Origin of the sequence: Palaeococcus ferrophilus DSM 13482 (assembly GCF_000966265.1) — an archaeon.
Lineage (GTDB): Archaea > Methanobacteriota_B > Thermococci > Thermococcales > Thermococcaceae > Palaeococcus > Palaeococcus ferrophilus.
On sequence record NZ_LANF01000014.1, the window covers coordinates 39688 to 61974 of the forward strand.

The window sequence follows — 22287 nt, forward strand, 5'->3', positions numbered from 1 at the left end:
CTTCACCTCTTTATCTCGACACCTATTGCCCTTCTAACGATCTCCTTAATCTGCTCCTCACCGAAGAGGGAGCCAAACTTATCGGGTATTTGAAGGATGATTGGGAAGGTTACCTCCGGAAGGCCGATCCTATCGGCCAGTCTCTCGGTTATGAGGATTATCCCGACGTCTTCGCGCTCTATAAGCTCCTTCAGCTTGTTCCTTGCCCTGTCGGTTTCGAGTGCTGTTTCCTCGAAGGCGTAAACCTCGTGGACGCCGGCGAGCTTGAAGCCAAGGGCAGTGTCCCTATCCCCCATCAGGACGATCTTCATGCCATCTCACCCACTATCTCCTTTATCTTCTCCGCCCTTATGCCGTCTTCGAGGAGCTTTGCTATGGCCTTGAGCTTCCTGATTTCCCTCTCCTTGAGCAGGATGTAGTTGAGGGCTACCGCAACGCTCAGCGGGTAGAAGCGCGTGAGCTCGTTCATCCTCTCCATGATGAACCTGTCGAAGGCCTTCTCGAGAGCCCCGAGGTCGCCGGTTTCGAGGGCCTCCCTGTTCTCCCTGAGAAGCGGGCCGTACTTCGTCGAGTCGAGCTCCGCAAGCGCCATGCTGAGGTCTTCAACGTTCATAAGCGTCTCGAGTGCCCTGCCCTTCAGCGTTCCGCCCTCTATTACTGAAGGCCTTATCTTCTCGGCGCTCAGTCCCTTGGCCTTGCCCCTGAGGATGGTGAGGACGTTGAGCCTGTCAATGCTGAGCCTAACGAACTCTTCCAAGATAACCCTCTCTTCCCCTTTCTTTGAGGTGGCGTAGTCCAGGAGCTTGGTGTAGTACAGCCTGTAAAGCTCGGTTTCAAACTCTTCGAGGCTTATCTCCTTGAGCAGCAGCTTCTGGTAGGGCCCTTCGTACTCCGTCCCCTCGAGTATCACGAGTATCTCCTCGAGCGTTTTTGCCTCCGCCATCGCCTTGACCTTCTCGACCATGGTTCCCAGCTCGACCACGTAGTCCCTGGCAACCTCCCCCATCATCTTGGCCTTGACGACGCTGGTTATGTTCCTGACGTCCCATCCCTCGAGGAGAAGGCCGAAGAAGGCGTTAACGCGCTTGGGCATGATTTTGAGCATGAGGGAGTAGGTATCCGCGAGGGCCACATCAAGGGCTCGCTCTATGGTCTCGGCGTTGAGTTCCCCGAGGTTGGCCAGGTAGGCCTTGTAGTCGCTGTCCTCAAGGTTTACCACGAAGTTCTCGAGGTTCTTGCTCTCCGCCAGCTCTCCAAAGCGGTGCTCTGTGAAGAGCCTCGCCTCCATGGCCCTTATCCTTGCGTTCGGGTAGGAGTAGGGCGTGTACTTGTAGATGAGCGCGCTGGTCTTGTAGCCCACCCATGTGAATATCACGGCGAGGGTTGTATCGAGGATTGCTGTTATCGTTCCGACTTCCACTTTCATCACCCGAAGAGGGCTTTGGCTATCCTTGCCCTCAGTTCGCTCTCAAGCCTCTCAATTCTGGCCTCGAAGGTGTTATCAACCCTGACCCTGCCGTCGGCGCTCTCGACGAGGATGCCCCCCATGGTGTGGATGGGCTCCCCAAGCTCTATCTCAACCTTCCGGCCGAGGTTCCTGGTGATGTAAGCCTTGATGCTCCTGCTCTTCTCCTTTATGAGCGTGAGCGTTCTCTCGTTTGAGTGCAGGACAACGGAATCCGCCTCGAGTTCCCTCAGCGACTCGAGGAGGAGGGCCTTTACGGTGTCAAGGTACTCCTCATCCGGGAGGGAAGCAAGCCTGTCCTTGAGGCCCTGGAAGACCTCATTTATGAGCTCCTCTTGAGTCTCAAGCTTTTTCTTCCTTGCTTCGAGCCTTGCGCTCGCGACTATGCGCTGCTTTTCAATCTCCGCCTGGGTCTCGGCTTTCCTGAGTATCCACTCGGCCTTGGCCTTTCCCCTCGCCTCGGCCTCGTGCCTTATCTCCTCAGCCTGCTTCTGGGCCTCGTCGAGGAGGTATTTGATCTTCTGCTCCGCTTCCCTGTTGATCTCCTCGATGATGAGCTTTGCCCCTTCCATTGCCTTTCCTCCCAAAATTGTGTTTTGGGAGCGGCCTCAGAAGCCGACTCCCGTAACGATCATGATGAGGGCACCGACGAGACCGAAGATGGCCATGGTCTCGGCCATAGCGGCGAAGATGATTCCCTGGGTGAAGGTCTTGGGGTTCTTGCTGACGGCACCTATGCCGGCGCTCGCGATGATACCCTGCGGGATGGCGGAGAGACCGGTGAGGCCGACGGTGAGACCCGCTCCCAGGAGTATGGCGCTCTTAATCAGGTTTTCGCTGGTGGCTTCCGCGAACTTAAAGCCTCCTCCAAGTATCCCCGAGACGAGGAGTATGAGGAAGAGCGTAATCAGACCGTAGATACTCTGTGTCATTGGAAGACCCTCGAGGATGAGGGCGTTCCTGAAGTTCTTTTCGTCCTCTGCAACAGCTCCTGCCGCTGCCGCACCCGCGACACCGACACCGAATGATGAGGCGGCTCCTGCTATGCCGGCGGCGAGTGCCGCACCAAGTGCAACGTAAACTATCGGGTCCATTTTTCACACCTCCAACTCTAGTTTTGAAACCTTTCTTTTAGCCCTGAAGGGCTCAAACCTCCTACCCTCTCCGGAGTAGAAGGTGCTGAAAAATTCAACGTAGTGCAAACGTAAAGCGTGAACGAAGGCTCCGAGGGCGTTTATGGCGGTCGAGAATATGTGACCGCCCACGAAGAGCACGAGCCCTATGAGGATTCCGAGGGGCACGGGCCCGAGCTTGACGCCCCATATCATTCCCACGAGTATGTTGATGACCATGGCTATTCCAGAGGTCGCGAGCGCGAGGGCCATGAGACGGGCGTAGCTCAGCCAGTTGCCCACGAAGCCGAAGAAGTCCGATATCGTCATGAGCAGCTTCATGAGCACGGGCAGGTCGCTCCTGAGCTCCGCCACCACGAAGAGGAGGAAACCTATGGCGAATAGCCCCATCCCCGCGCTCTTAAGCGGTGCGTTCACTGTACTGAGTGCGAGGAGCGTAACTCCCAGGATTATGAGCATCCAGGAGAGCTGCTCCGTTAGGGCTCCCATCGTATCGCCGTTCTTCAGTCTGTTGATGAAGCCCATGGTGTAGCCCACGAAGAGGTGGGCGAGACCTATTGCGAGCGCCATGATGAGCACTGTGAGGGCCCCGCGCATGGCGTCTATGGCGTAGGGCACGCTGAATCCGAGGGCGTTTCCTACCTTTATGAGCGCATCACCGAAGTAGCTCCCGAAGACTATTCCCATGAGCATTGTAAAGACGGCGCTCCAGAGCATTACCCTGGCGAACTTGTAGGTTCCGTCGTTGAAGCGGCTGTGTCCCTTGACGAGGAGGAACGCCACAATTCCCATCAGCAGTCCGTACATGAAGTCCGTGAGCATGAAGCCGAAGAAGAACGAATAGGTGAATGCCAGTATGGGCGTTGGGTCGAACTCGTTGTACTTGGGAACGCCGAACATCTCCGTGAGCATCTCGAAGGGCCTGGCCCATCCTGGGTTCTTGAGCTTTATGGGGATCTCGTCAAGCTCTTTCTCGACGTCGGGCTCGCTGGTCTTGATGTAGGCCTTTCCGTCCGTGAGCTTTTTTATGCCCTCAACTATGGCTGACACCTCCTCCTTGGGCGCCCAGCCCCTGAGGGCGAAGGTCATGTTGGTTCTCGCGAGCATCCCGAGGGCGTTGGCCTTCTCCCTCTCGTTCTCCGTGATCTCCTGGTAGAATGCGAGCCTGTCGTAGTATTTCCTGGCGAGTTCTTTACCCTCCTTCCTGAGTTCGTCGAGTTCCCTCTCCTTCTCCCCGAGTCTTCCCTCGAGCTCGCGGATGAGCTCTCTGGGGGTTCCCTTACCCTCGGGCACCTCGAGCCTCGAGAAGGAGTACTTGGCGAGAATCGGGTTTATCCTGTCGAAGTCCCTCCTGAGGGTGGCTATCACAACCAGGTAGGCCCCCTTGGTTTCCCTGCTCACGTAGGCGACCTTACCCTCGAGCGCTCTGGTTATCTCGTCAATCATGGGTCCGTACTTGTCCTTCTCGACGGTTCCGGCAACTATCTCAAGGAAATCCGTCCCCCGGAGGTAGGAGACATCAATGTTGAGCTCCGCGAGAAGTTCAAGGATGTTTATCTCGGTTTTTATTCTGTCTATCTCGGTGCTGACGGCGTTTATCCTTCCTTCGAGGCTCTTTATCTCCGGCTCGGCCTCCTCGAGAAACGCCTCCACGTCCTTTATGATGGCCTCTATGCCCCTGTACCTGTAGTTCTCCTTCCTGGGCTCCTCGGGGAATATGAACCCCTTGATTCCCCCGCCGCTCTCCTCCTTGAAGGAACCGAGGAACTCGACGAGGCGCGAGAGCCCTATGCTGTAGGAAGCGGCCTTCCTGTAGAACTCGTTTGGGGTGTCCTTCTGGGCAACCTCCACGCTCACCTCTCTGAGCTCCACAACTCCGGTTTCGTGGAGATACGTGAGGAGGGAGTCCTTATAGCGGTTTAAGGTTATTACCTCGAGTTTAAGCATCTCGTTGGGCCTGAACATGTCAGATCCCTCTTACGACCTTTAGGGCCTCGTTAAGCGCGACCTCAAAGTTCTCAATGGCCTTGACCTTTAGTTCATCAATCTCCTTCTCACCCTGGGCGAGAAGAGCCTTGGCCTCTTCCTCCCCCTCGCGTTTCTTCTCCTCGATCATGACCTCGGCCTTCTTCTGCGCTTCCTCCACGATGTCCCTCTCGATTTTCTTTGCCTCTTCCCTGGCTTCCTGGACGATGAGCTTTGCTTTTCCTTTGGCCTCCTCGATCCTCCTCTCTGCTTCCTTCTCGGCCTCGACGATCTGCTTAATTACGTCCTCCATGAACATCATCTCCTGTGAGGGTGAAAATGCACACCATTTCTGGCTGCTCCAACGAGTTTAAATATTTTATGCCCTTTAAAAAAGCTTCGGAAAGGTGAAGCTCATTTCAAATACCTTTCGAAGTTTTCATGGAAATGACGACTTGAGCCCAGAGCCCGTTAGCATAACGACTACCCTTCCGCGCTCTCCCTCCCTCAGGTAGGCGGCGTAGGCCAGGGCGGAGGTCGGTTCCACTATGAGCCCCATTGAGTACAGTTCCTTGAGTGCCTTCCGCGTTTCCTCCTCCCCGACGGAGACGCAGAAACCGTTAGTTTCCCTTAGGACCCTCACCATTTCCTCCTTTCTCGGCGGTTCAGGTATGGCTATGCCTTCCCCCAGTCTGTTAACCCTCTCGCTCCTCTCGCAGAGGCTCTCGAACCCCTCGGCCTGAACGGCCACGAGCCTGGGGAGTTCCTCGATGGCCCCCATTCCCCTCAACTCCCTGAAGCCCTTGTAGAGGCCGAGGAATAGGCTCCCGCTCCCCGTGGGCACGAACACCTGTTCCACCTTTCCGAGCTGCTCGTAGAGTTCAAACGCCGCTGTCTTCGTCCCCTCTAGAAAATAGGGATTGTACCAGTGGGAAACGTATGGCTCGTGCTCCCTCGCCACCCTGTGGGTCTCCATCCTGTCCCCGTCCACCTCGTGAACATCAACGCCCAGTGCCCTGAGCACCGCCTTCTTCCCCTCGCTGGTTCCTGAGGGAATGAAAACGTGGACTTTCAGGCCTTCCCTGCTCCCGAATGCCCCCATGCTTATGGCGGCGTTGCCCGAGGAGTCCAGGTAGACCTCCCTAAAGCCATCCTCCCTGAGCTTTCCAACGGTAACGAAGCTCCCCCTGTCCTTGAAGGAGCCCGTTGGCGTGACGTACTCGAGTTTGAATGGACCCACGAGCGGAGTAACAGGGACGGGAAGGTCGGGGAGATGCTTAACGGGTAGAAAAGCCCGATATCTCCTTATATCTGGTTCCCGTCCAACGAGCGCCTCAAAGGGTCCCTCAAAGCGGTTTACCACCTCGAGGGTTCCCCCGCAGTCGCAGACCGTGCGGAACTCGCGGTACGTTTTTCCACAGCGCGTGCACTTAAGCATAATAATGAATATGAGAAAAGAGGTTAAAAGGTTACTCTTCCTTCTTCTTTTCGAAGAGCTTCTTTATCTCCTCGAGGGCGTTGTCCTTTCCGAAGATTATTACCTGGCCCTTCTGCGGGAGCTTCGTGTCACCGGAGGGTATCACAAGGTTGCCCTTGTCGTCGTAGACCGCCACGATGAGCGAGTCCTTCGGGAGCTTGAGGTCTTTTATTAGCTTCTCCGAGACATCGCTGCCTTCGTCTATCTTGAACTCGACGATTTCTGCTCCTTCCTTGGGTATCATCACCCTGTTGAAGCCGGGGGTGGTTATGGTTCTCACTATGAAGTTCGCCGCCATCTCCTCGGGCGAGACGATGTAGTCGAAGTACTTTTTCAGATCCTCCACCTTTTCGAAGACCCTCTTGTTCTGGATGTTGCTGACCCTGAGTATGGTGATTATATCGGGGTTGATGTTCTTGGCGAGTATGCACGCGAGTATGTTGGCGTCGTCCTCCCCTGTGAGCGCTGCGAAGGCGTCCGCCTGCCTTATGTTGGCTTCCTCAAGCACGCTCTGGTCCGTTGCGTCCCCGTTTATCACGAGACCGTTTATCTCGTTGGCCAGTTCGTTGGCTATCTCCCTGTTCCTCTCGATGAGCGTCACATCATGTCCATCGTTCTCCAGCATTTTGGAGACGAGGAAGCCAACCCTCCCCGCCCCCATGATCACCACGAACATCTACTCACCTCTTCCCCCCTATGAGTACCTTGGCGATTTCGGCGTAGGCCGGCCTCGTGATGAGGATTCCTATCAGGACGCCGAGTATCGTGGTGAAGGCGAAGCCCCTCAGTCCCCCAACGAAGAACTTGAAGAGGAAGCTCATCGCCACCACCGTGGTCGTTGCCGAGGCCATGATGACGAAGAAGGCCCTTCCCATCCTCTTCATGACGCCGCTCCTCTTGGTTATCCTTCCTTCCCTCGTCCCTCCGAGGAGCTCGTCCGTTATGACTATCTGCTGGTCAACGCCCGTACCTATCGCCGCTATGATACCCGCGATACTCGGGAGGTCGAGGTTCCATTTGATGAGCGCGGCTATACCGAGGATTATTATGACCTCGCTGAGGCTCGTCGAGAGAACGGGTATGGCTATCCTGAAGCGCCTGTAGTGTACGTAAACCACTCCACCGACGACGAGGAGGGCTATCAAGCCAGCGAGGAGAACCTGCCTCTTGAAGTTCTCACCGAGTTCGGCCGATATGAACTGAACGCCCTCAACGTGAACCTTTACCGGAAGTGAACCGCTCGCGAGAACGACCGCTATGACGCTGGCCTCCTGCTGGGCGAGGAAAACGTTGGGTGAGGAACCCGTTATCTCGACGTTGGTTGAGGCCTGGCCGGTGGTGAGGCTCTCGCTGACACTGTACGGGCCGTAGAGGCCGAGGGTTCTCGCCACAAGCTCCCTATCCGTCTCGCCCTCCTTCCTCTCGACGACCCTGACGTTGAGCCCCTTCTCCTTGAGCGCCTTTTCAAGGTCTCCGTCAACCCCAACGAGCACCACGAGCTCCTTCCCTTCGGCCGCTTTGGCTATCTCCTCGGCGCTCTGGTTGGTGTAGACGAGGGTGTCAATGTTGAAGGCCTTCTTCACGCGCTCCGGGAGGGGGAGGGCATCCGGAGCGGCGGTGTTGAAGTCGTTGAGCATTGAGTCGTGAACGCTCGGGCTCACCACTAAGAGGGAGTTAACCGGTGGGTCAAGGAACATGTCCACGGGGTAGTTGGGCTTTCCAAGGGCGAGCTGGGCGAACTTCTCGGCGGCACTCTGGGAGAGCTGGAAGGGGACGTTCCATCTTCCGCTCTGCTCCACCCTGAAGGCGAAGACCTGCACAATGTCCTGTCCCGTGGCGAACACCTCGCCGTTGAAGGCCGCGTAGAAGACGCCCTGCTTCTCTATGGTTTGTTTTATGCTCTCAACCGTTTCGGCGCTGGTGTTGGCGATTTTGACTATTATGTACTCGTTGCCCCAGGGCTCGACCTTGACATCGGCCACACCGAGGCGGTTGATCCTGTTCTCGAGCGAGGTGACAACCTTCTCCATGGTGTCCTGGTCAACGGGTTTGTCAAGCCTTACCGTTATGGCGGTTCCACCGCTTATGTCGAGACCGAAGGTGAGCCCCTGCGAGAGTATTGTGGTGAAAGAGCCGATGAGGAATATTATGAGGAGCATGACGCGCCAGTTGAAGAGTATTTTAGACCACTTCATTCCTCTCCCCTCCTTTTAAGGTACCACTTCAGAACTCCGGCGTTGAGAACCCACGTGTTCATGAAATCCGCCAGGAGACCGAAGATGAGCACCGCGGCTATCTCATCCACAACCTGGGCGGTGGAGACGAGCCAGAGTGAGAAGAGGGCACCGAGGGTCGTGGTGCTCATTGTAAAGCCCGTGGAGACGGCGGAGAGATACGCCTCGTCAACGGTGTTCTCCTTTCTCCTGAGGAGCTTCGTGGTTAGGAGGATGTTGCTGTCAACTGAGTAACCTATGAGCATGAGGAGGGCCGCGATTGTGGCGAGGCTCAGGTCTATTCCGGTGACGCTCATGAGGGCCAGGGCTATCACCATGTCCGAGAGGGCGGAGAATATGACCGTTATCGAGGGCACGAATATCCTGAAGAAGAGGAACACCACGACGGCCATTCCAAGGAAGGCGTAACCTATGGCCTTTATGCTCTGCCTCTGGGCCATCGCCCCAAAGCTCGGCTGAACCTCGCTCTGGGCGTAGCTCGCCTCGGGGTACTTCTCCTGCAGTGCCTTGATTATTTCAGCGGCTGAACTTCCTGCCGGGGCGTAGACGTTCACGCCGCTTCCCCCAAGGCTCGTAAAGCGCTCAACCCTAACGTCATAACCAGTCTGGTCGTGTATGTAGTTCGCTATTGCATCGGGGTTGTCGTTTACCCCCTGGGCCGTGACGACTACACCCCCCTGAAGCTCTATTCCAAGTCCGGGGGGCTTTACCGCGAGAACGATTAAAGCCAAAACAAAGACCGCGAGAGGGTAGATTATCATCTGTTTGTGTTCCATCCGGGCCAGTTTATTCAGGAATTCGCGTCTCATACTTCCACCTCGATGTGGTTGTCCTTTGGGGATAAACCTTTTTATCTTTCTGGTCAAGGTGTTGCTGGCAACTATTTAAAATCTTGGGTGATAAAAAGATTGCGCAGGTGAACTTCCGTGTCCTCTGATGAACTTAAAAGGCGCGCGCTTTCCTATCACAGGGACAACTTCCCCGGAAACGGGAAGATAGAAGTGATACCCAAAGTGGAGCTCACAACCAGGGAGCACCTCACCCTCGCCTACACCCCGGGCGTTGCGGAGGCCTGCAGGGCGATAATGGGGGGTGAGGACTATGGGGAGTACACGGCCGTAAACAACACGGTCGCGGTTGTCACGGACGGGAGCGCCGTCCTCGGCCTTGGGGACATAGGGGTCAGGGCCGCCCTGCCCGTGATGGAGGGCAAGTGCGTCCTCTTCAAGGCCCTCGCGGGGGTTGATGCCTTTCCCATACTCGTTGACTCCAGGGACGTTAACACTATCGTCGGGACTGTGGAGCGCATAGCCCCCTCCTTCGGTGGCATAAACCTCGAGGACATAAGCGCTCCCCGGTGCTTCGAGATTGAGGAGAGACTCCAGGATGCGCTCGATATACCCGTCTTTCACGATGACCAGCATGGAACTGCCGTTGTGGTCCTTGCTGGCCTCATAAACGCTCTTAAGCTCGTGGGGAAGCGCTTTGGGGATATCAAGGTGGCCGTAAGCGGTGCCGGCGCTGCGGGCATAGCCATAGCGAGACTCCTCCACGACGTTGGCGTGAGGGAAATCGTGATGACGGACAGGAGGGGGATTATCAACCGCTCCAGGGGCGATCTCAACCCCTACAAACGCGAGATTGCGGAGTTCAACGTCCACGACGTTGAGGGAGGCATAGAGGAGGCGATGGCCGGGGCAGACGTTTTCATAGGGGTTAGTGTCGGTGGGCTGGTGAGCGAGGACATGGTTCGCTCGATGGCGGATGACGCGATAGTCTTTGCCCTCGCCAACCCGGAGCCAGAGATACTCCCCGGGAGGGCCAAGAGGGCAGGTGCAAGGGTCGTCGCCACGGGGAGGAGCGATTACCCCAACCAGATAAACAACGTTCTCGGCTTCCCGGGGATATTCAGGGGGGCCCTGGACGTTAAAGCCACGCGCATAAGCCCGTCCATGAAGCTCGCCGCCGCGGAGGCTATAGCATCAACCGTGGAGGAGCCTTCGGAGGAGCGTATAATCCCCTCGCCGCTCCACCCCGATGTCTACCCGAGGGAGGCCAGGGCCGTCGCGGAAGCGGCTTTGAAGGAGGGCCTGGCGCGGAGAAAAGTGAGCGGCGAATGGGTTGAAGAGCATACGAGGAAGCTGCGGGCTTTTTACACCCTCTACATCGCTCCCATAAACTCTCAGAGAGCCTCGTTTTGAACGGAGTTCTTTGCTTTTTTTTCGTGATTAACTGGCCGATTTTGAAATAATCGGTTATTATTGGGGAGTTATTGTTCTGGGCCGAAAGCTGATGTTCATTTCATGTTATCTCCGACCAACTCCCAAAAACGATAAATTTAAAAGCTTACTTCCGAGCCTTTAACTTAGGTCACAGGAGGTGGTCACGATGATAGACACGATAGGGTTTCACTACGTGGTCGAGGCCGCTGGGTGCGACGCGGAGATTCTGGGAGACGCAGGAAAGATAAGGGAGATATTCCTTAAAGCGGCCGAAGTGAGCAACATGGAGGTGAAGTCGAGCTACTTCTTCAAGTTCTCACCCACGGGTGTGAGCGGCGTCGTTATCGTGGCGGAAAGCCACATCTCAGTCCACACTTGGCCCGAGAAGGGCTATGCAGCTCTCGACGTCTACACCTGCGGTGAGAAGGCCAACCCGGAGAAGGCCGTTGATTACATCCTCGAGCAGTTCAGGGCCAAGTACGCCCACGTCTCCGAGATAAAGCGCGGTATAGCGGAGGAGGACGAGGGAACCTTCACCCACATGATACTCACCTGGGAAGAGGCCATGAACCGGAAGAACGAGGATTGAAGAGCTCACTCTCCGGTGCCGTATCCCTCGGGCCGCAGGCAGCCCTTTTCTTTTCCACACCTCAAAGCAAAGCTTATAAGTTTCTCCCATTACCTAACGAAGGGGCAGCCCCGTGGTGTAGTGGTCAATCATCCCGGACTTTGGATCCGGGGACCGGGGTTCGAATCCCCGCGGGGCTACCACAACATTCCCGCCGGGAATTCCTTTAAAAGTCACACTTTTGAATACCCTCCAACCATTCCGTACATTATTTGTTGAAGTGAAATAATCAAAACGTTCTCCTGCCTTCCCCGGGAAATTTTTTGGCATTCTCTTGTTAATGCCCGCCCGCTTTTTCTAAAAACGATTTTGAAACCTTATGGATACCACGGGGTTCTTATTACTCTATGGAGTATATTATGCCAAGGCCGTTTTTTTTGGGTATAACTTCTCTCAGTTTATGGGGGTATGGCCTGTTGGTGTGGCCTGTTTTGGGATGCGTTGGAAAATATCCATGTATTTCAAAACCTATTCCCTAACCCCGTATTGGGAAACACGTTCAGATTGCCTTTGAACAGTTATGTCCCGATATCTAAGCCCGGGTTCAAAATTCTGCTTTAATGTTCCTCAAACTCGAAAATCGAACTCTATGCGAACCCTTTTATAGTATGATGCTGTAGTTTATTACACGACAAGTTCTTTCGATATGAGATAATTTGTCTTCTAATCACGCCACATCACGAAGGGGGTGTTTATTGTGGGGATAGCATATGAGATACGGAAAATTCTCAGCGAGAACGACGAACTTCCAGTCTCCTTCATCACCCGTCTCCTGAACGAGCGCGGGATTGAGGTCTCCCGTCAGAAGGTGGAGAGGGTTCTCAGGGAGATGGTGAAAAACGGAGAGGTGACGTTCACTTTAAACTTCAACAATCGCAGACATTACCGGCTGGTGAAAATTTGAAGAGTACAACCATCCTGGGCAATGAGAGGCGCATGCTCCTAATAGAGTACCTCCAGAGTAAGGAGGGGAAGGCCGAGCTCCGGGATGCCGTGGAGTTCATCGCCGAGAAGGAAGGAAACACGGATCGGAAGCACAGGAAGAGCATATACGTGAGCCTTATTCAGACGCACATACCCAAGATGGAGAGGGAGGGCATAATCTCCTACCATTCCGGTGTTGTTACCCTCGTTAAGGTACCCGAGAACGTTACCGTTTACATGGAAATGGTCAAGAAGAACGACATCAGCTGGAGCAGCTTCTACATAGGTATGTCCCTGATATTTGCCGTGGCCGCACTGGTCATAGATAACATGCCCCTGCTTGGAGCTTCCGTTGTTTACCTGATCGTTGGCATTGTGAACCGTAGAAGGAACTACAAGGTTGTGGTGGGGGAGTAATGAATGGTTACCACCCGAGTAAGCTGGAATTGTCTATATATCATGAGGGGCAACCCTAGTCCGAGTGCCTCATGGAAGCCTCCCTTAATTGGGAAAGTTTTTGTGAGACACCCTGAATTTCAAGGGAGGAAAAAATCGTGAAAAAAATGGCACTTGGTATTTTTGGCCTTCTAGTGGCCGCGGGCCTTGTGCTCGGCGTCGGCGCTAACTTCAGCGACTACAACGCCAGCAGAAGTGTACATTGGAACATCGTCGCCGATGACAATGAGCTCATCGACCTAACCCCCCTCCAGCCCTACGCTTACATAAACGATGGAGGAGTTCTCGTAGTTGACTTCTCGGTAAACAACCCGAACTATCCGGGAGAGGGCTACGGCATGGGTATAAGCCCGGCCAGCGAGTACAACTTCGACGAGGTCTTTGAGGTAAGCAACGACCTCTGGGAGGAGTTCCCGATAGTCGTTAGGATCACCTCGAGCAACACCCACGTGGAGTTCTATGGACACGAGGGCGGAGTTTACTCGGTGTACGACGGAGAAGAGGCAACCGCCTCGGACAGCGCAAGGGACGACGTGTGCTTTGTTGTCGACCCTGGCGATGCGGTTAAGATCGGCATTGACCTGAGCGCCAACGGCGACAGCCCTGGTGACGTTTGGGAGGAGAGCATGCACATCGAAGCCTACAGGTTGGGCACTGAGCCTGCTGAATTGGCGGACTGCGGACAGGGGATGTTAATATGAACAAGCTAATGGGACTTGCACTACTTATGGTCGGCATGGTCCTTGCAGTTGGCGCAGGAGCTAACTTCAGGTACTACGAGGCTGACAGGGACATAACCGTTGCCATCGTCGCAGATGACAGCGAGTTCATAGACCTGACACCACTTCAGCCCTACGCATACTTGAGCAACGGTAAGCTCACCATCAAGATTGACGACACCAACCCGAACTACAACCAGAGCCGCGGATGGGGCATAGGCCTTAGCCCGAACACCACCTACGTCTTCGAGGAGATGTTTGAGGTAAGCAACGACCTCTGGGAGAACAACGAGACTGACTACCCGATATGTGTCAGCATACTGGCACCACCTCAGGCAGAGCTTTTCGTTGGTGAGTGGAACGGAACCACCGCGAGCACACTCCAGTTTACGGTCTACCACGGCGATCCCGTCAAGATCGGTATGGTCTTTGACAGTACCGGCATGGACATGGGGATGCACAACTTCCAGATGAGCATCCACGCAGAAGCTGGCGAGTGCCCCCAGGACTGAAGGTTTAGGGAGATGATTTCGTTTTAGGGGCCTTTGCCCCGTTTATTGATATTGAAGGATGCGTACCAAAATGAAGCTAAGTGACGTTTTCACACTCATCGTGCTCTCTTTTCTCGTTGTGTCATTGATAGGATTCTTTTTTGACAGGCCAATCCTAGTTTCTTACGTTACCTCTGACAGCATGGAGCCCACGCTGAATCGGGGGGACATGTTTTTCATAAACCCCCTCTCAAAGGGCTCGCCCGGCGATATAGCCGTCTTTAAGATGGCGGGCTCATGGACGGTTCACAGGATATACGCCGAGGGGGAGGATGGCTACATAACCAAGGGCGACGCTAACGTGGCCACGGATCAGCAGGAGGGGCGGGCGCCTCCGATAAAGAGGAATGACGTCGCCGGAACGGTGCTCACTATAGCAGACCGGCCCATAAAGGTTCCGGGCGTTGGGGGATACATAAGCGAGTTCTCCCAGAGGGGGAGTGCCCTGTACGCCGCCATAGCCCTGCTCATAATGGGGGCCCTTGTCATCACGTCGGACGAGAGTGGGAAGAAGCACAGGTCAAGGCACCGCAGGAAGCTATTCTTCAGGGTCAAGTTCAAGACACTCTACGCCGCCACGGGTGCCCTCATGATCGCACTGTTACTGATTTCAATGATGCTGTCGTGGGGGGACGTAACCTTCACGTACTCTTCCACGCTGGCAGGCGGACAGAGGGAAGGATGGTACCTTCCGGGAAGCGTCTTTGAGGACGAGATAACGCTGAAAAATGCCGCTGTATACCCGTTCGTTTACTTTATAGTTCCCCAGGGGGAGCGTTTTGAGGTGACGACGGACACTCATTTCCGGTTGTCCGGCAACACTGAGGAGAGGATTGGGGTAAAGGTTCACGTCCCAGAGGACACGAGGATTTACAGGGAGACGATAAAGGTCTACGCATACCTTCCAATCCTTCCCGAGGGTGTCATAGCCTACCTCTACAATAGGAACCCCTACCTTCCCTTCGTCGCGTATATCTTGGAGACGGGGGCGTTCTTGGTGTTCCTGTACTCGGTATCGGGCCTTGGGAACGAGGATGTAATACGGTACAGGCGCAGAAAATCAGGGCTACTTAACAAACTCCGGGAGGCTGTTGGCTTATGAAGAAATTACTGGCAATTCTGCTTATTTTGAGTATAGGGTCCCTTGTGGTGGTGGGCTCCAGTGGAAACTTTAGGGGCTATTCCGCGGAGAGGCCCATAAGGGTGGATGTGGTGTCCCACGATGACGAGTATCTTTCTTTCACATGCAGGGAAGGTTACGCTGCAACTGTGGAGGTTCCCCCTGACTCGAGCACCGCTTTTAGCGCTCTCAACATCACCAACATGCTCCTCAGCGGGGGGAACGTGTGGATATGGTTGAGCCCCGACTACAGTGGCCTCCCACCGGGCCTGGACGTGTGGGTGGAGAGCGAGGATGGGACTGAGGTGGCTGTGCCATTCGGTACGGAGTACAGCTTCTCGGGCCTGGTAACCGTTGATCCCGTTCCGCAGGGCGAGTACTACATTCCCGTGACACTCTACGCACGCTGGGACGGGGGGGATGCCGTTGTTGAGACGTGCCCGATCCGCGTGATAGTCAAGGACCCACCCCTCCGTAAGGTTCTACTATCCGGCAACACCACGGTCTTGAGCCACACCTATCAGGAGTGGACCTTCCAGATAGTGCTCACGAATCCGGGGGAGGAGGACGACTTCGTGGTTAAGGACACCATACCTGGGGAGTTCGACGTCCTCGACGTGACCCCGAGCAAGGGCACCCACACCCTAACGCCCCACGGCTACTCGCACGAGCTCCTCTGGAGCGTCCACCTCGAGGCCGGCGAGACGGCACACGTGAACGTCACGATAGCGACAAGGATAAACGGCGGGGGCAACCAGGAGTTCACGGACTGCGGCATCTATCCCCTCAACGACGGCGCGAGGGTTGTGGGTACGGACATCGTGAGCAACTCGCTTGAGGTGGAGTCTGTTTGCGGTGAGTGTGAGATAGAGGTCAATAACACCCTAGTAGATCCGCCGTCCCTATCGTTGCCCCTCAACACTCCCATGGACTACACCACGAGGCTCACCGCCATCAACAACGGCGCGGGACGGGCGATCAGCATAACCCAGGACATAGGGGAACACTTCAACGTGACCGCTTATACGCCGTCCAAGGGAACGGTTGCAGTGGTGGTCCTCAACAACGGAAATACAAGGATTGTCTGGAACCTCTACCTTGCAAACGGGGAGGTTGCCACGCTTGAGATAAACGAGCACACGGACGGCATAGGAAAGAAGGGCAACTTCATTCTGGCGGGAACCCCCAAGGTGGGCGGCTGCGGCAACAGCGGAAGCTCCCTAAAGGTTCACGTGTTTGAGAGCAGATAATCTGGAGGAAATGAATTATGAGCATTAGGATGGAAAATATTGTGAAACTCCTTTCGAGAAAAGAGGTTGTGGGGGTACTCATCGTACTCCTGATCTTTACCTCCTTTTACTCCCTGAAGGCCCTTGGGGCCCGGGATACACTTCAAACAACCGTAAAGACTGCGGGCTACTCGTCGGTGGGAACGCTGACTCACACCGCCCTTCTGGGCAACAACACCCTCTACGGCCCTACGCTATCGAGGCAATACTACCCCGCGCCCCTCGTTGAGGGGTTCGTTCTGAACTACCGCTATCGCTTCACACCCGGCGACGTCGTCAGAGGGAACTACACCATAAGCGGGAAGGTGACGTACTACGTGACGAAGGGTAAGGAGAAGGTCATTCTCTGGGAAGAGCCACTGCTCTACGAGAGCGGCGAACTTGAGAAAGGGGGCTTTTCGAAGGACTTTACCCTCGACATGCTGAAGCTCACCAACGAAACGGAGGCCATATCGGAGCAGCTTGACATGCGCAGGATTGTGAGGGACGTTACCTACAGCGTCAGGGTCAATGTCATAGGAATCATCGCGGGCAACACGGTCGAGGAGAGCTTTTCACAGGACATGTCCCTTGCCAAGGATGTATCGGCTAACCTCTACTACTTCACCAACACGGAGAAGAGCAAGGGTGGAAGCGTAACCGAGACGAGCGTAAGGCCAACCACGATGAGCGTGCTCGGGGTCAACGTGAAGACCGCCACCGCGAAAATACTGTTCCCGATACTAAGCTTCATACTCCTCACGCCCCTGCTCGGGGGAGTGTACACCATAACGGCCTCACGCGAGAGGCACACGGGGCTTGAGGCTTACACCGTGGAGGGGGCACCGCCGTTTGTGGACAAGAAGGTGCACCTGAAGTCGTTTGAAGACCTCAGAAAGACCTTTGAGCTCCTGGACAGGCCGATAATCCATTACAGGGACGATGGCGACGTTTACGTCATCGTGGAGGATGGAGTGGCCTACGAGTACAGGGAGAACTGACCCTTTTTTCTTCCTTTAAAAACCTTTAAATCCTCAACGTCGTTTCTATATGGGGGTGAAAGCATGTACACGGAGGAAGGCCTTCTGGCCGAGATACAACAGTTGATGGACAACGACGAGCTCTACGCCCTCTACGAGGATGCTTACTTCAAGTACAAACCTTACTTTGACACGACGAACTACATAGTGCTGAACGTTTACGGCTTCAACGACCACGGCCCTATACACGTCCTCCTCACCACGAGGCGCGCCCTTGAGCTCCTCGGGATCATCAAGAAGTTCGGCATCGAGACTACCGCTGAAAAGCTCGGCAAGCCCTTCGAGTGGAGCAGGTTTATCGTTGCCTTTGGGGCCCTCTTCCACGACGTAGGGAACATGATACACAGAAGCCCCCACTACCAGTTCAGCGTTTTCCTGGCCGAGCCCATAGTGGAGGAGCTCGTTAAGGCCTTCGCAGAGGACGATTCCCTACTTCTCAAGGCGCTCACGCTGAACGCCATCTACACCCACGATGAAGCAGTCCCGTGCACGACCATAGAGGGCTCTCTCGTGACCATAGCGGACGGCTGCGACATGGAGGCCGGGAGGAGCAGGCTCGTCCACAAGAAGGACAAGGTGGACATCCACGCGGTTTCCGCCCTCGCCATAGAACGGGTAGAGATAAAGGAGGGCGACGAGGAGCAGCCCATACTGATAGAGATAACCATGAAGCACCCGGCAGGAATCTTTCAAGTGGACGAGATACTCACCAAGAAGGTCAAGAGCTCCCTCCTGAGCGGTAGGGTGAAGCTGAGGATACAGACGGGGGAGGAGGTCCTCGAGAAGGTGGTTTAGGGGATGTCCCTGGGTGATGCTTACAGAGACCTCAAGTACTTCCTCAACAGGGGCTACCGCAAGAAGAACGCCCTCGAGTTCGTTGCCAACCACTACACGCTCGGGAGGGAGGAGCGCCACCTGCTGGCGAGGTGTGTATTTTCCGATTCCTGGATTAGAGCGGTTTCCCTTAAACTCCTGCCGGAGAGGGCGCTCAGGGGGCGCCTAATAGGGATTGACGGCTTCAACGTCCTCATAACCCTCGAGTCCCTGTTTGAGGGGAGGGCCATCCTGTGCGAGGACGGCCTTGTGAGGGACTTAAAGCTCCAGCGCGGCTATAGGCTTGGCCCCCTGACCCTGAAGGTCATCGGCACCCTCGCCACGTTTTTGGAGGGTGCGGGGGTGAGGGGAGCGGTCGTCATCTACGATTCCCCCGTGAGCAAAAGCGGGGAGGTGGCCAAGCTCACGAGGAAGGCCCTTGAGGAGAGGAGCATTCCGGGAGAGGTCAGACTCTCCAGGGCCCCCGACCACGAGCTGAAGACCTTTGACGTGGTCGCTACTTCCGACGTTGGGATAATAGAGAGGGTTCCCTACGTTGTGGACATACCCTCGCTCGCCGGAGAGAAGCTCGGTCTCAGGGCAATCCCTTTTCTTAAGCTCCTTGAGAACCCGGAACCACTGCGGTTTTAGCATTTAGATAATTTTTTGAATGCTGTAATCTTTCCTGAAGTTTTGGAAACCTATTTATACTCTCTTGCCGTAATTTTAAGTATATGGTTGCATCTGGCCCGCTTTTCTTTTCGGCGGGTTTGGAGGGATGGCCATGAAGCGCACTCTGATGACCCTTGTGGTGCTGATGCTACTCGGGAGCGTTATTTCAGCCGGCTGTATCGGGGGAGGCGGGGAAACCACATCTTCTTCAGCTGTGCCGAGCACGACGGAAACCCCGAGCTGGAGTACGAGCTCAACCCATACCACCACGACCAGCACGCCATCTGGCCCCACAACGACGACCCACACCACCGCGACGGGCACCCCAATCCCCACAACTACAACCTCAACAACGACCACTACCACCACAACCGCAACACCCACGCCAACGACTACCACTACCACCACCCCTACGGAGGAGGCCTACTGGGAGCACCCGTGGGAGTACGCCCCCATCAACCTCGGTGGGGAATCCTATCTGATAACCTACTACAAGTACGACTACAAGGTCCAGCCGAACCAGAGTTCGCCGGTTTACGAGTACATCATCGAGAAAAGCGTCGAGAAGACAAAGGTCCACGTATACGGCCAGGACATGCAGATGAACAAGGTTGACCTCGGCGAACAGGAGGTTTACGCCTACACCACCGTTGTCACGCCTGTGAAGGCGGAGAACATGGACGACAAACTCACAATAACCGTGTGGTTCGTCTCCAACAACAGTGAGGCATTTCTCTACCCATGGGATATCATGTGGATGAGTTACGTCTCACCAATGGGCTCGGGCGGCGATTTCGTGGGAATGAAGTTTGAATACAAAGGGGGCAGCTTCCTCTTCATGAACCCGGCTCCCTTCCAGGGCGGCCTCTTCCCCTACTTCGAGGGCGACCAGGATACCTTTGAGGAGCTCAACGATGACCTCGTGAACCTCTACATCGGCTGGCTGGCGACGCTTCACATGGGGGTATGGTACAGCTGGGAAAATACAAACGTCCTCGTGCCTCAGAGCGGAGTTTGGACGGATGGCCAGGGCCACAGCTGGCAGTGGAGCACCAAGCCGGATGGAAGCGCCACCTACGACGGAAAGTCCTTCAAACTCGTTGACTTCCAGTGGAGCTACGAGGGAACCGTTGAGGGAGTGAAACTCCAGGGAAGCGGTAAGTTTTCGCCGTACCTGCCGCTCCTCGTCGAGGGGGATGGCCATTACTCCTACAAAGATGAGGATAGCGGGAAGACAACCGTCATCTACGCCTACCTCAAGCTTGAGGACCTAAAGCTCGAGAAGGTGAGTGGATGAGGCGTTTCCTTCTCTTTCTTTTGCTTTCGCTCGTTGTGATCTCAGCGGCGTGCGTTGGTTCTGGAGGACAGGGGAGCACGACGCAGGTGGAAAGCCTAACCACAACGAGTAGCCATTCATCACAGGTTTCAAGCTCAACGAACCCTACCCAGACCCAAGAGACCACTACAACGGCCACCACACCCAAAACCCCTGAAACATGGAACATGACGCTCGCCTGGAACGTTTCCACAGGGGGCGTTCCTTTCATGGACCTCAGCCCGGACGGAAGCCTTGCCGCCGTTATTGGCTGGGACAGAGGAGTTCTCTACCTTGTTAAACCAAACGGGGAGAGCACGGCTCTCAAGGTGTGGGAAGGGGATAACGTCCAGCCAACGATCTCCGGAGTGGCCATCAAAGACGGCGTTGCCTACGTCCTGGCCAAATACGAGGAGTTCGCCGGAGTCAGAAAGTACTCCTGGAATGGAAAGGTCGGAGAGGAGAGGCACGGCTGGGGAGGAAGCATGTCCGACCAGATAGTTCGCTCCCCAAGCGGAAACCACCTCTGCTACCTCGTGACGGCTGAAGCTACGAGGCAGGAGCTTTACTGTGACGGGGCTAAGATGACACTTGATGGAGACGATTATGTTCTAACAGGGGTTTCGGACACGGGTGTGGTCGTGCTCACGAGGGACGATACTGGCCTTATCTTCAAGGAGGGCTCGGGGATTTTGAGTCTAAACACGAGCAACGTTATAGCCTACAATGATAGGCTCATAGTGAGCGAGAACGGCTACCTCAAGGTTTACGATCTCAACGGAACCCTTCTGGCCGAGAAGAAGGGCTACACCTTCAAGACGAAGGGCCTCCTCGCAACCGGGAAGTACCTCTTCAGGAACGAGCCCCTCGAGGACACCTCAGTCCTCACGTGGAACCTCACCGAGGTGGGAACACTCCCCGGCTTTCCGAAGTTCGCAAACGAGAACTTTGTTGTCATGAAGGACGATGACTTTCTGCGCTGCTACTCTCTCAAGGACTTCCACGAGGTCTTCAGCGTGGAAGCCCCTGGGGCAGACTTCGTAAGGCTGAGCGACGATGGAAGGGCCATGCTAGTCTCCGATGGATACGGGAGGTACTGGCTCTACATCGGGGATTAATGTGAATGTTTAAATATTTTGGGTGCGAATATTTTAAATGAGTCACGGGGAAGGTGGGAGTATGAAGAGATTTAGGTCGTTATTTGTAATCTTTTTGGTCCTGTTGGTTTTTGTGGGCGGAAGTGGCTGTATAGGAGGGGGCAAGGTCACGGAGACCATTAAAGAGCAGGCCAGCAGTGCGATAGAGAGCTACACCGAGGGCCAGTCTTCTTCCTATACGGAGAGCCCCACCCAGTCCTACACGGAAACACAGAGTCAAACGGAAACTGAGACGGGGGACTACGCCTCGTGGATCAACCCCTGGGACGCGTATAAACCCGTGAATATAGGGGGAGAGCGCTACCTCATAACCTACGTTAAGTACAGCCTCAGGATAAGAAAGGAGGAAGGGGCCCCGATTTACGAGTACGAAGTCGAGAAGAAGCGCGGGAAAACGAGAATACACGTCTACGGGATGAACATAAACATGGAGACCGGAGAGCAGGAGAAGGTTGACCTCGGGGAGTTCGACGCCTACGAGTACTACGGCAAGGTGACACCGGTAAACGCCGAGGAGATGAACTCCACATTGGAGTTCAAGGTATGGGTAAAACAGAGGAGCGAGGACACAGATCTTTTCTTCCTGTTCCCAACTCTGGAGTTCGCGACGATCTACTACAGCATGTACGCCGGCTCGGGTAACGCGATAGGCGTATGGGTGAAGTACGGTAACCAGGAGTTCGCCTTCTACAACCCCGCCGCGGTGGGGGAGATGAGCGCAACGCCCTATCAGGAGGGCGACGTTGATATGCTCTCGAACGTACCAGACATAGAGGATCTCTACCTTGGCTGGTACACCCTCTACTACTTCGGTTTCTGGACGGCTCTGGAGGAGGAGAACATCTATAAACCCTCTCAGGGCAGCTGGGGGATCATGGGCTGGCAGTACAACTACGAGATAAACCCCGACGGAACGGTGACCCTCGGGGGCAAGAGATTCAGGGTCTCCAACGTAAAGTGGAACTACGTCTTTGGTGGGGCGACGGGTCAGGGTGAAGCGACCATAGCGGCAAACCTCCCGATTCCAATAGAGGCCAAGGGAGTGTTCATCTCGCAGGACAGCGGCACCAACATCTTCATGCACATCAAAGTCGAGGACATGGGATTTGAGAAGGTTTGATCCTTTTC

At 55.2% G+C, this 22287-nt stretch carries 24 protein-coding genes and 1 tRNA gene; 15 read left to right on the plus strand and 10 right to left on the minus strand.

The window, feature by feature from the left end; all coding sequences use genetic code 11:
- Positions 1 to 2: 2 nt before the first annotated feature.
- The 10 genes from PFER_RS08205 to PFER_RS08250 form a co-directional block, all read right to left on the minus strand.
- Complete coding sequence (locus tag PFER_RS08205) at positions 3 to 311, minus strand: V-type ATP synthase subunit F (RefSeq protein ID WP_048151040.1); 309 nt, start codon at positions 309 to 311, stop codon at positions 3 to 5.
- Entirely contained in the window at positions 308 to 1420 is a 1113-nt protein-coding gene (locus tag PFER_RS08210) for a V-type ATP synthase subunit C (protein WP_048151042.1), read from the minus strand. Before PFER_RS08210 ends, PFER_RS08205 begins: the two co-directional genes overlap by 4 nt.
- A gap of 5 nt (positions 1421 to 1425) precedes the next feature.
- Positions 1426 to 2037, minus strand: a complete 612-nt coding sequence (locus PFER_RS08215; protein WP_048151044.1) for a V-type ATP synthase subunit E — start codon at positions 2035 to 2037, stop codon at positions 1426 to 1428.
- Positions 2038 to 2073: 36 nt separating this feature from the next.
- The gene (locus tag PFER_RS08220; RefSeq protein ID WP_048151047.1) at positions 2074 to 2559 is read right to left on the minus strand and encodes an ATP synthase subunit K; all 486 of its coding nucleotides are present in this window, start codon (positions 2557 to 2559) and stop codon (positions 2074 to 2076) included.
- A gap of 3 nt (positions 2560 to 2562) precedes the next feature.
- Positions 2563 to 4563: a V-type ATP synthase subunit I gene (locus PFER_RS08225; RefSeq protein WP_048151049.1), complete on the minus strand. Its 2001-nt coding sequence runs from the start codon at positions 4561 to 4563 to the stop codon at positions 2563 to 2565.
- A gap of 1 nt (position 4564) precedes the next feature.
- Positions 4565 to 4876 (minus strand): V-type ATP synthase subunit H, encoded by a 312-nt coding sequence (locus tag PFER_RS08230; protein WP_048151051.1) that lies wholly within the window; start codon positions 4874 to 4876, stop codon positions 4565 to 4567.
- A 126-nt stretch (positions 4877 to 5002) separates the two neighbouring features.
- The gene (locus tag PFER_RS08235; RefSeq protein ID WP_048151054.1) at positions 5003 to 6001 is read right to left on the minus strand and encodes a pyridoxal-phosphate dependent enzyme; all 999 of its coding nucleotides are present in this window, start codon (positions 5999 to 6001) and stop codon (positions 5003 to 5005) included.
- Positions 6002 to 6032: 31 nt separating this feature from the next.
- A complete protein-coding gene (locus tag PFER_RS08240; protein ID WP_048151057.1) occupies positions 6033 to 6716 on the minus strand; it encodes a potassium channel family protein in 684 nt (227 codons plus the stop codon).
- A gap of 4 nt (positions 6717 to 6720) precedes the next feature.
- Complete coding sequence (locus PFER_RS08245) at positions 6721 to 8235, minus strand: preprotein translocase subunit SecD (protein ID WP_048151061.1); 1515 nt, start codon at positions 8233 to 8235, stop codon at positions 6721 to 6723.
- The gene (locus PFER_RS08250) at positions 8232 to 9128 is read right to left on the minus strand and encodes a protein translocase subunit SecF (protein WP_281175719.1); all 897 of its coding nucleotides are present in this window, start codon (positions 9126 to 9128) and stop codon (positions 8232 to 8234) included. Before PFER_RS08250 ends, PFER_RS08245 begins: the two co-directional genes overlap by 4 nt.
- 72 nt (positions 9129 to 9200) lie before the next feature.
- On the opposite strand from PFER_RS08250, the gene PFER_RS08255 reads away from it, so the two are divergent.
- The 15 genes from PFER_RS08255 to PFER_RS08325 all read left to right on the plus strand — a co-directional run bounded on the left by PFER_RS08255 (position 9201) and on the right by PFER_RS08325 (position 22279).
- Positions 9201 to 10475, plus strand: a complete 1275-nt coding sequence (locus tag PFER_RS08255; RefSeq protein ID WP_048151066.1) for an NAD(P)-dependent malic enzyme — start codon at positions 9201 to 9203, stop codon at positions 10473 to 10475.
- Between the two features lie 190 nt (positions 10476 to 10665).
- Positions 10666 to 11085, plus strand: coding sequence for an adenosylmethionine decarboxylase (gene speD / locus PFER_RS08260; protein WP_048151153.1), 420 nt, complete (start codon positions 10666 to 10668; stop codon positions 11083 to 11085).
- 106 nt (positions 11086 to 11191) lie between these two features.
- A tRNA-Gln gene (locus PFER_RS08265) sits at positions 11192 to 11267 on the plus strand.
- A 554-nt stretch (positions 11268 to 11821) separates the two neighbouring features.
- On the plus strand, positions 11822 to 12028 hold the full coding sequence (locus PFER_RS08270) for a hypothetical protein (protein WP_245612513.1): 207 nt from the start codon (positions 11822 to 11824) through the stop codon (positions 12026 to 12028).
- Positions 12025 to 12465, plus strand: coding sequence for a DUF7344 domain-containing protein (locus PFER_RS08275; RefSeq protein WP_170218359.1), 441 nt, complete (start codon positions 12025 to 12027; stop codon positions 12463 to 12465). The genes PFER_RS08270 and PFER_RS08275 overlap by 4 nt, the downstream gene beginning before the upstream one ends.
- 146 nt (positions 12466 to 12611) lie before the next feature.
- Complete coding sequence (locus tag PFER_RS08280; protein WP_048151158.1) at positions 12612 to 13205, plus strand: DUF1102 domain-containing protein; 594 nt, start codon at positions 12612 to 12614, stop codon at positions 13203 to 13205.
- A complete protein-coding gene (locus PFER_RS08285) occupies positions 13202 to 13735 on the plus strand; it encodes a DUF1102 domain-containing protein (RefSeq protein WP_048151072.1) in 534 nt (177 codons plus the stop codon). The genes PFER_RS08280 and PFER_RS08285 overlap by 4 nt, the downstream gene beginning before the upstream one ends.
- A 70-nt stretch (positions 13736 to 13805) precedes the next feature.
- Positions 13806 to 14876 (plus strand): signal peptidase I, encoded by a 1071-nt coding sequence (locus PFER_RS08290; RefSeq protein ID WP_048151074.1) that lies wholly within the window; start codon positions 13806 to 13808, stop codon positions 14874 to 14876.
- 50 nt (positions 14877 to 14926) lie between these two features.
- Entirely contained in the window at positions 14927 to 16144 is a 1218-nt protein-coding gene (locus tag PFER_RS08295) for a hypothetical protein (RefSeq protein WP_211255082.1), read from the plus strand.
- Between the two features lie 17 nt (positions 16145 to 16161).
- Positions 16162 to 17163 (plus strand): DUF5305 family protein, encoded by a 1002-nt coding sequence (locus tag PFER_RS08300; protein WP_048151077.1) that lies wholly within the window; start codon positions 16162 to 16164, stop codon positions 17161 to 17163.
- Positions 17164 to 17226: 63 nt separating this feature from the next.
- Positions 17227 to 17997 carry an HD domain-containing protein gene (locus PFER_RS08305; RefSeq protein ID WP_048151079.1) on the plus strand — a complete coding sequence of 257 codons (771 nt, stop codon included), beginning with the start codon at positions 17227 to 17229 and terminating at the stop codon, positions 17995 to 17997.
- 3 nt (positions 17998 to 18000) lie between these two features.
- Positions 18001 to 18666, plus strand: a complete 666-nt coding sequence (locus PFER_RS08310; RefSeq protein WP_048151082.1) for a DUF434 domain-containing protein — start codon at positions 18001 to 18003, stop codon at positions 18664 to 18666.
- 133 nt (positions 18667 to 18799) lie between these two features.
- Positions 18800 to 19984 (plus strand): hypothetical protein, encoded by a 1185-nt coding sequence (locus PFER_RS12190; protein ID WP_048151085.1) that lies wholly within the window; start codon positions 18800 to 18802, stop codon positions 19982 to 19984.
- A complete protein-coding gene (locus tag PFER_RS08320) occupies positions 19981 to 21120 on the plus strand; it encodes a hypothetical protein (RefSeq protein WP_048151087.1) in 1140 nt (379 codons plus the stop codon). The genes PFER_RS12190 and PFER_RS08320 overlap by 4 nt, the downstream gene beginning before the upstream one ends.
- Positions 21121 to 21181: 61 nt before the next feature.
- Positions 21182 to 22279, plus strand: coding sequence for a hypothetical protein (locus PFER_RS08325; RefSeq protein WP_052696210.1), 1098 nt, complete (start codon positions 21182 to 21184; stop codon positions 22277 to 22279).
- Positions 22280 to 22287: the final 8 nt, after the last annotated feature.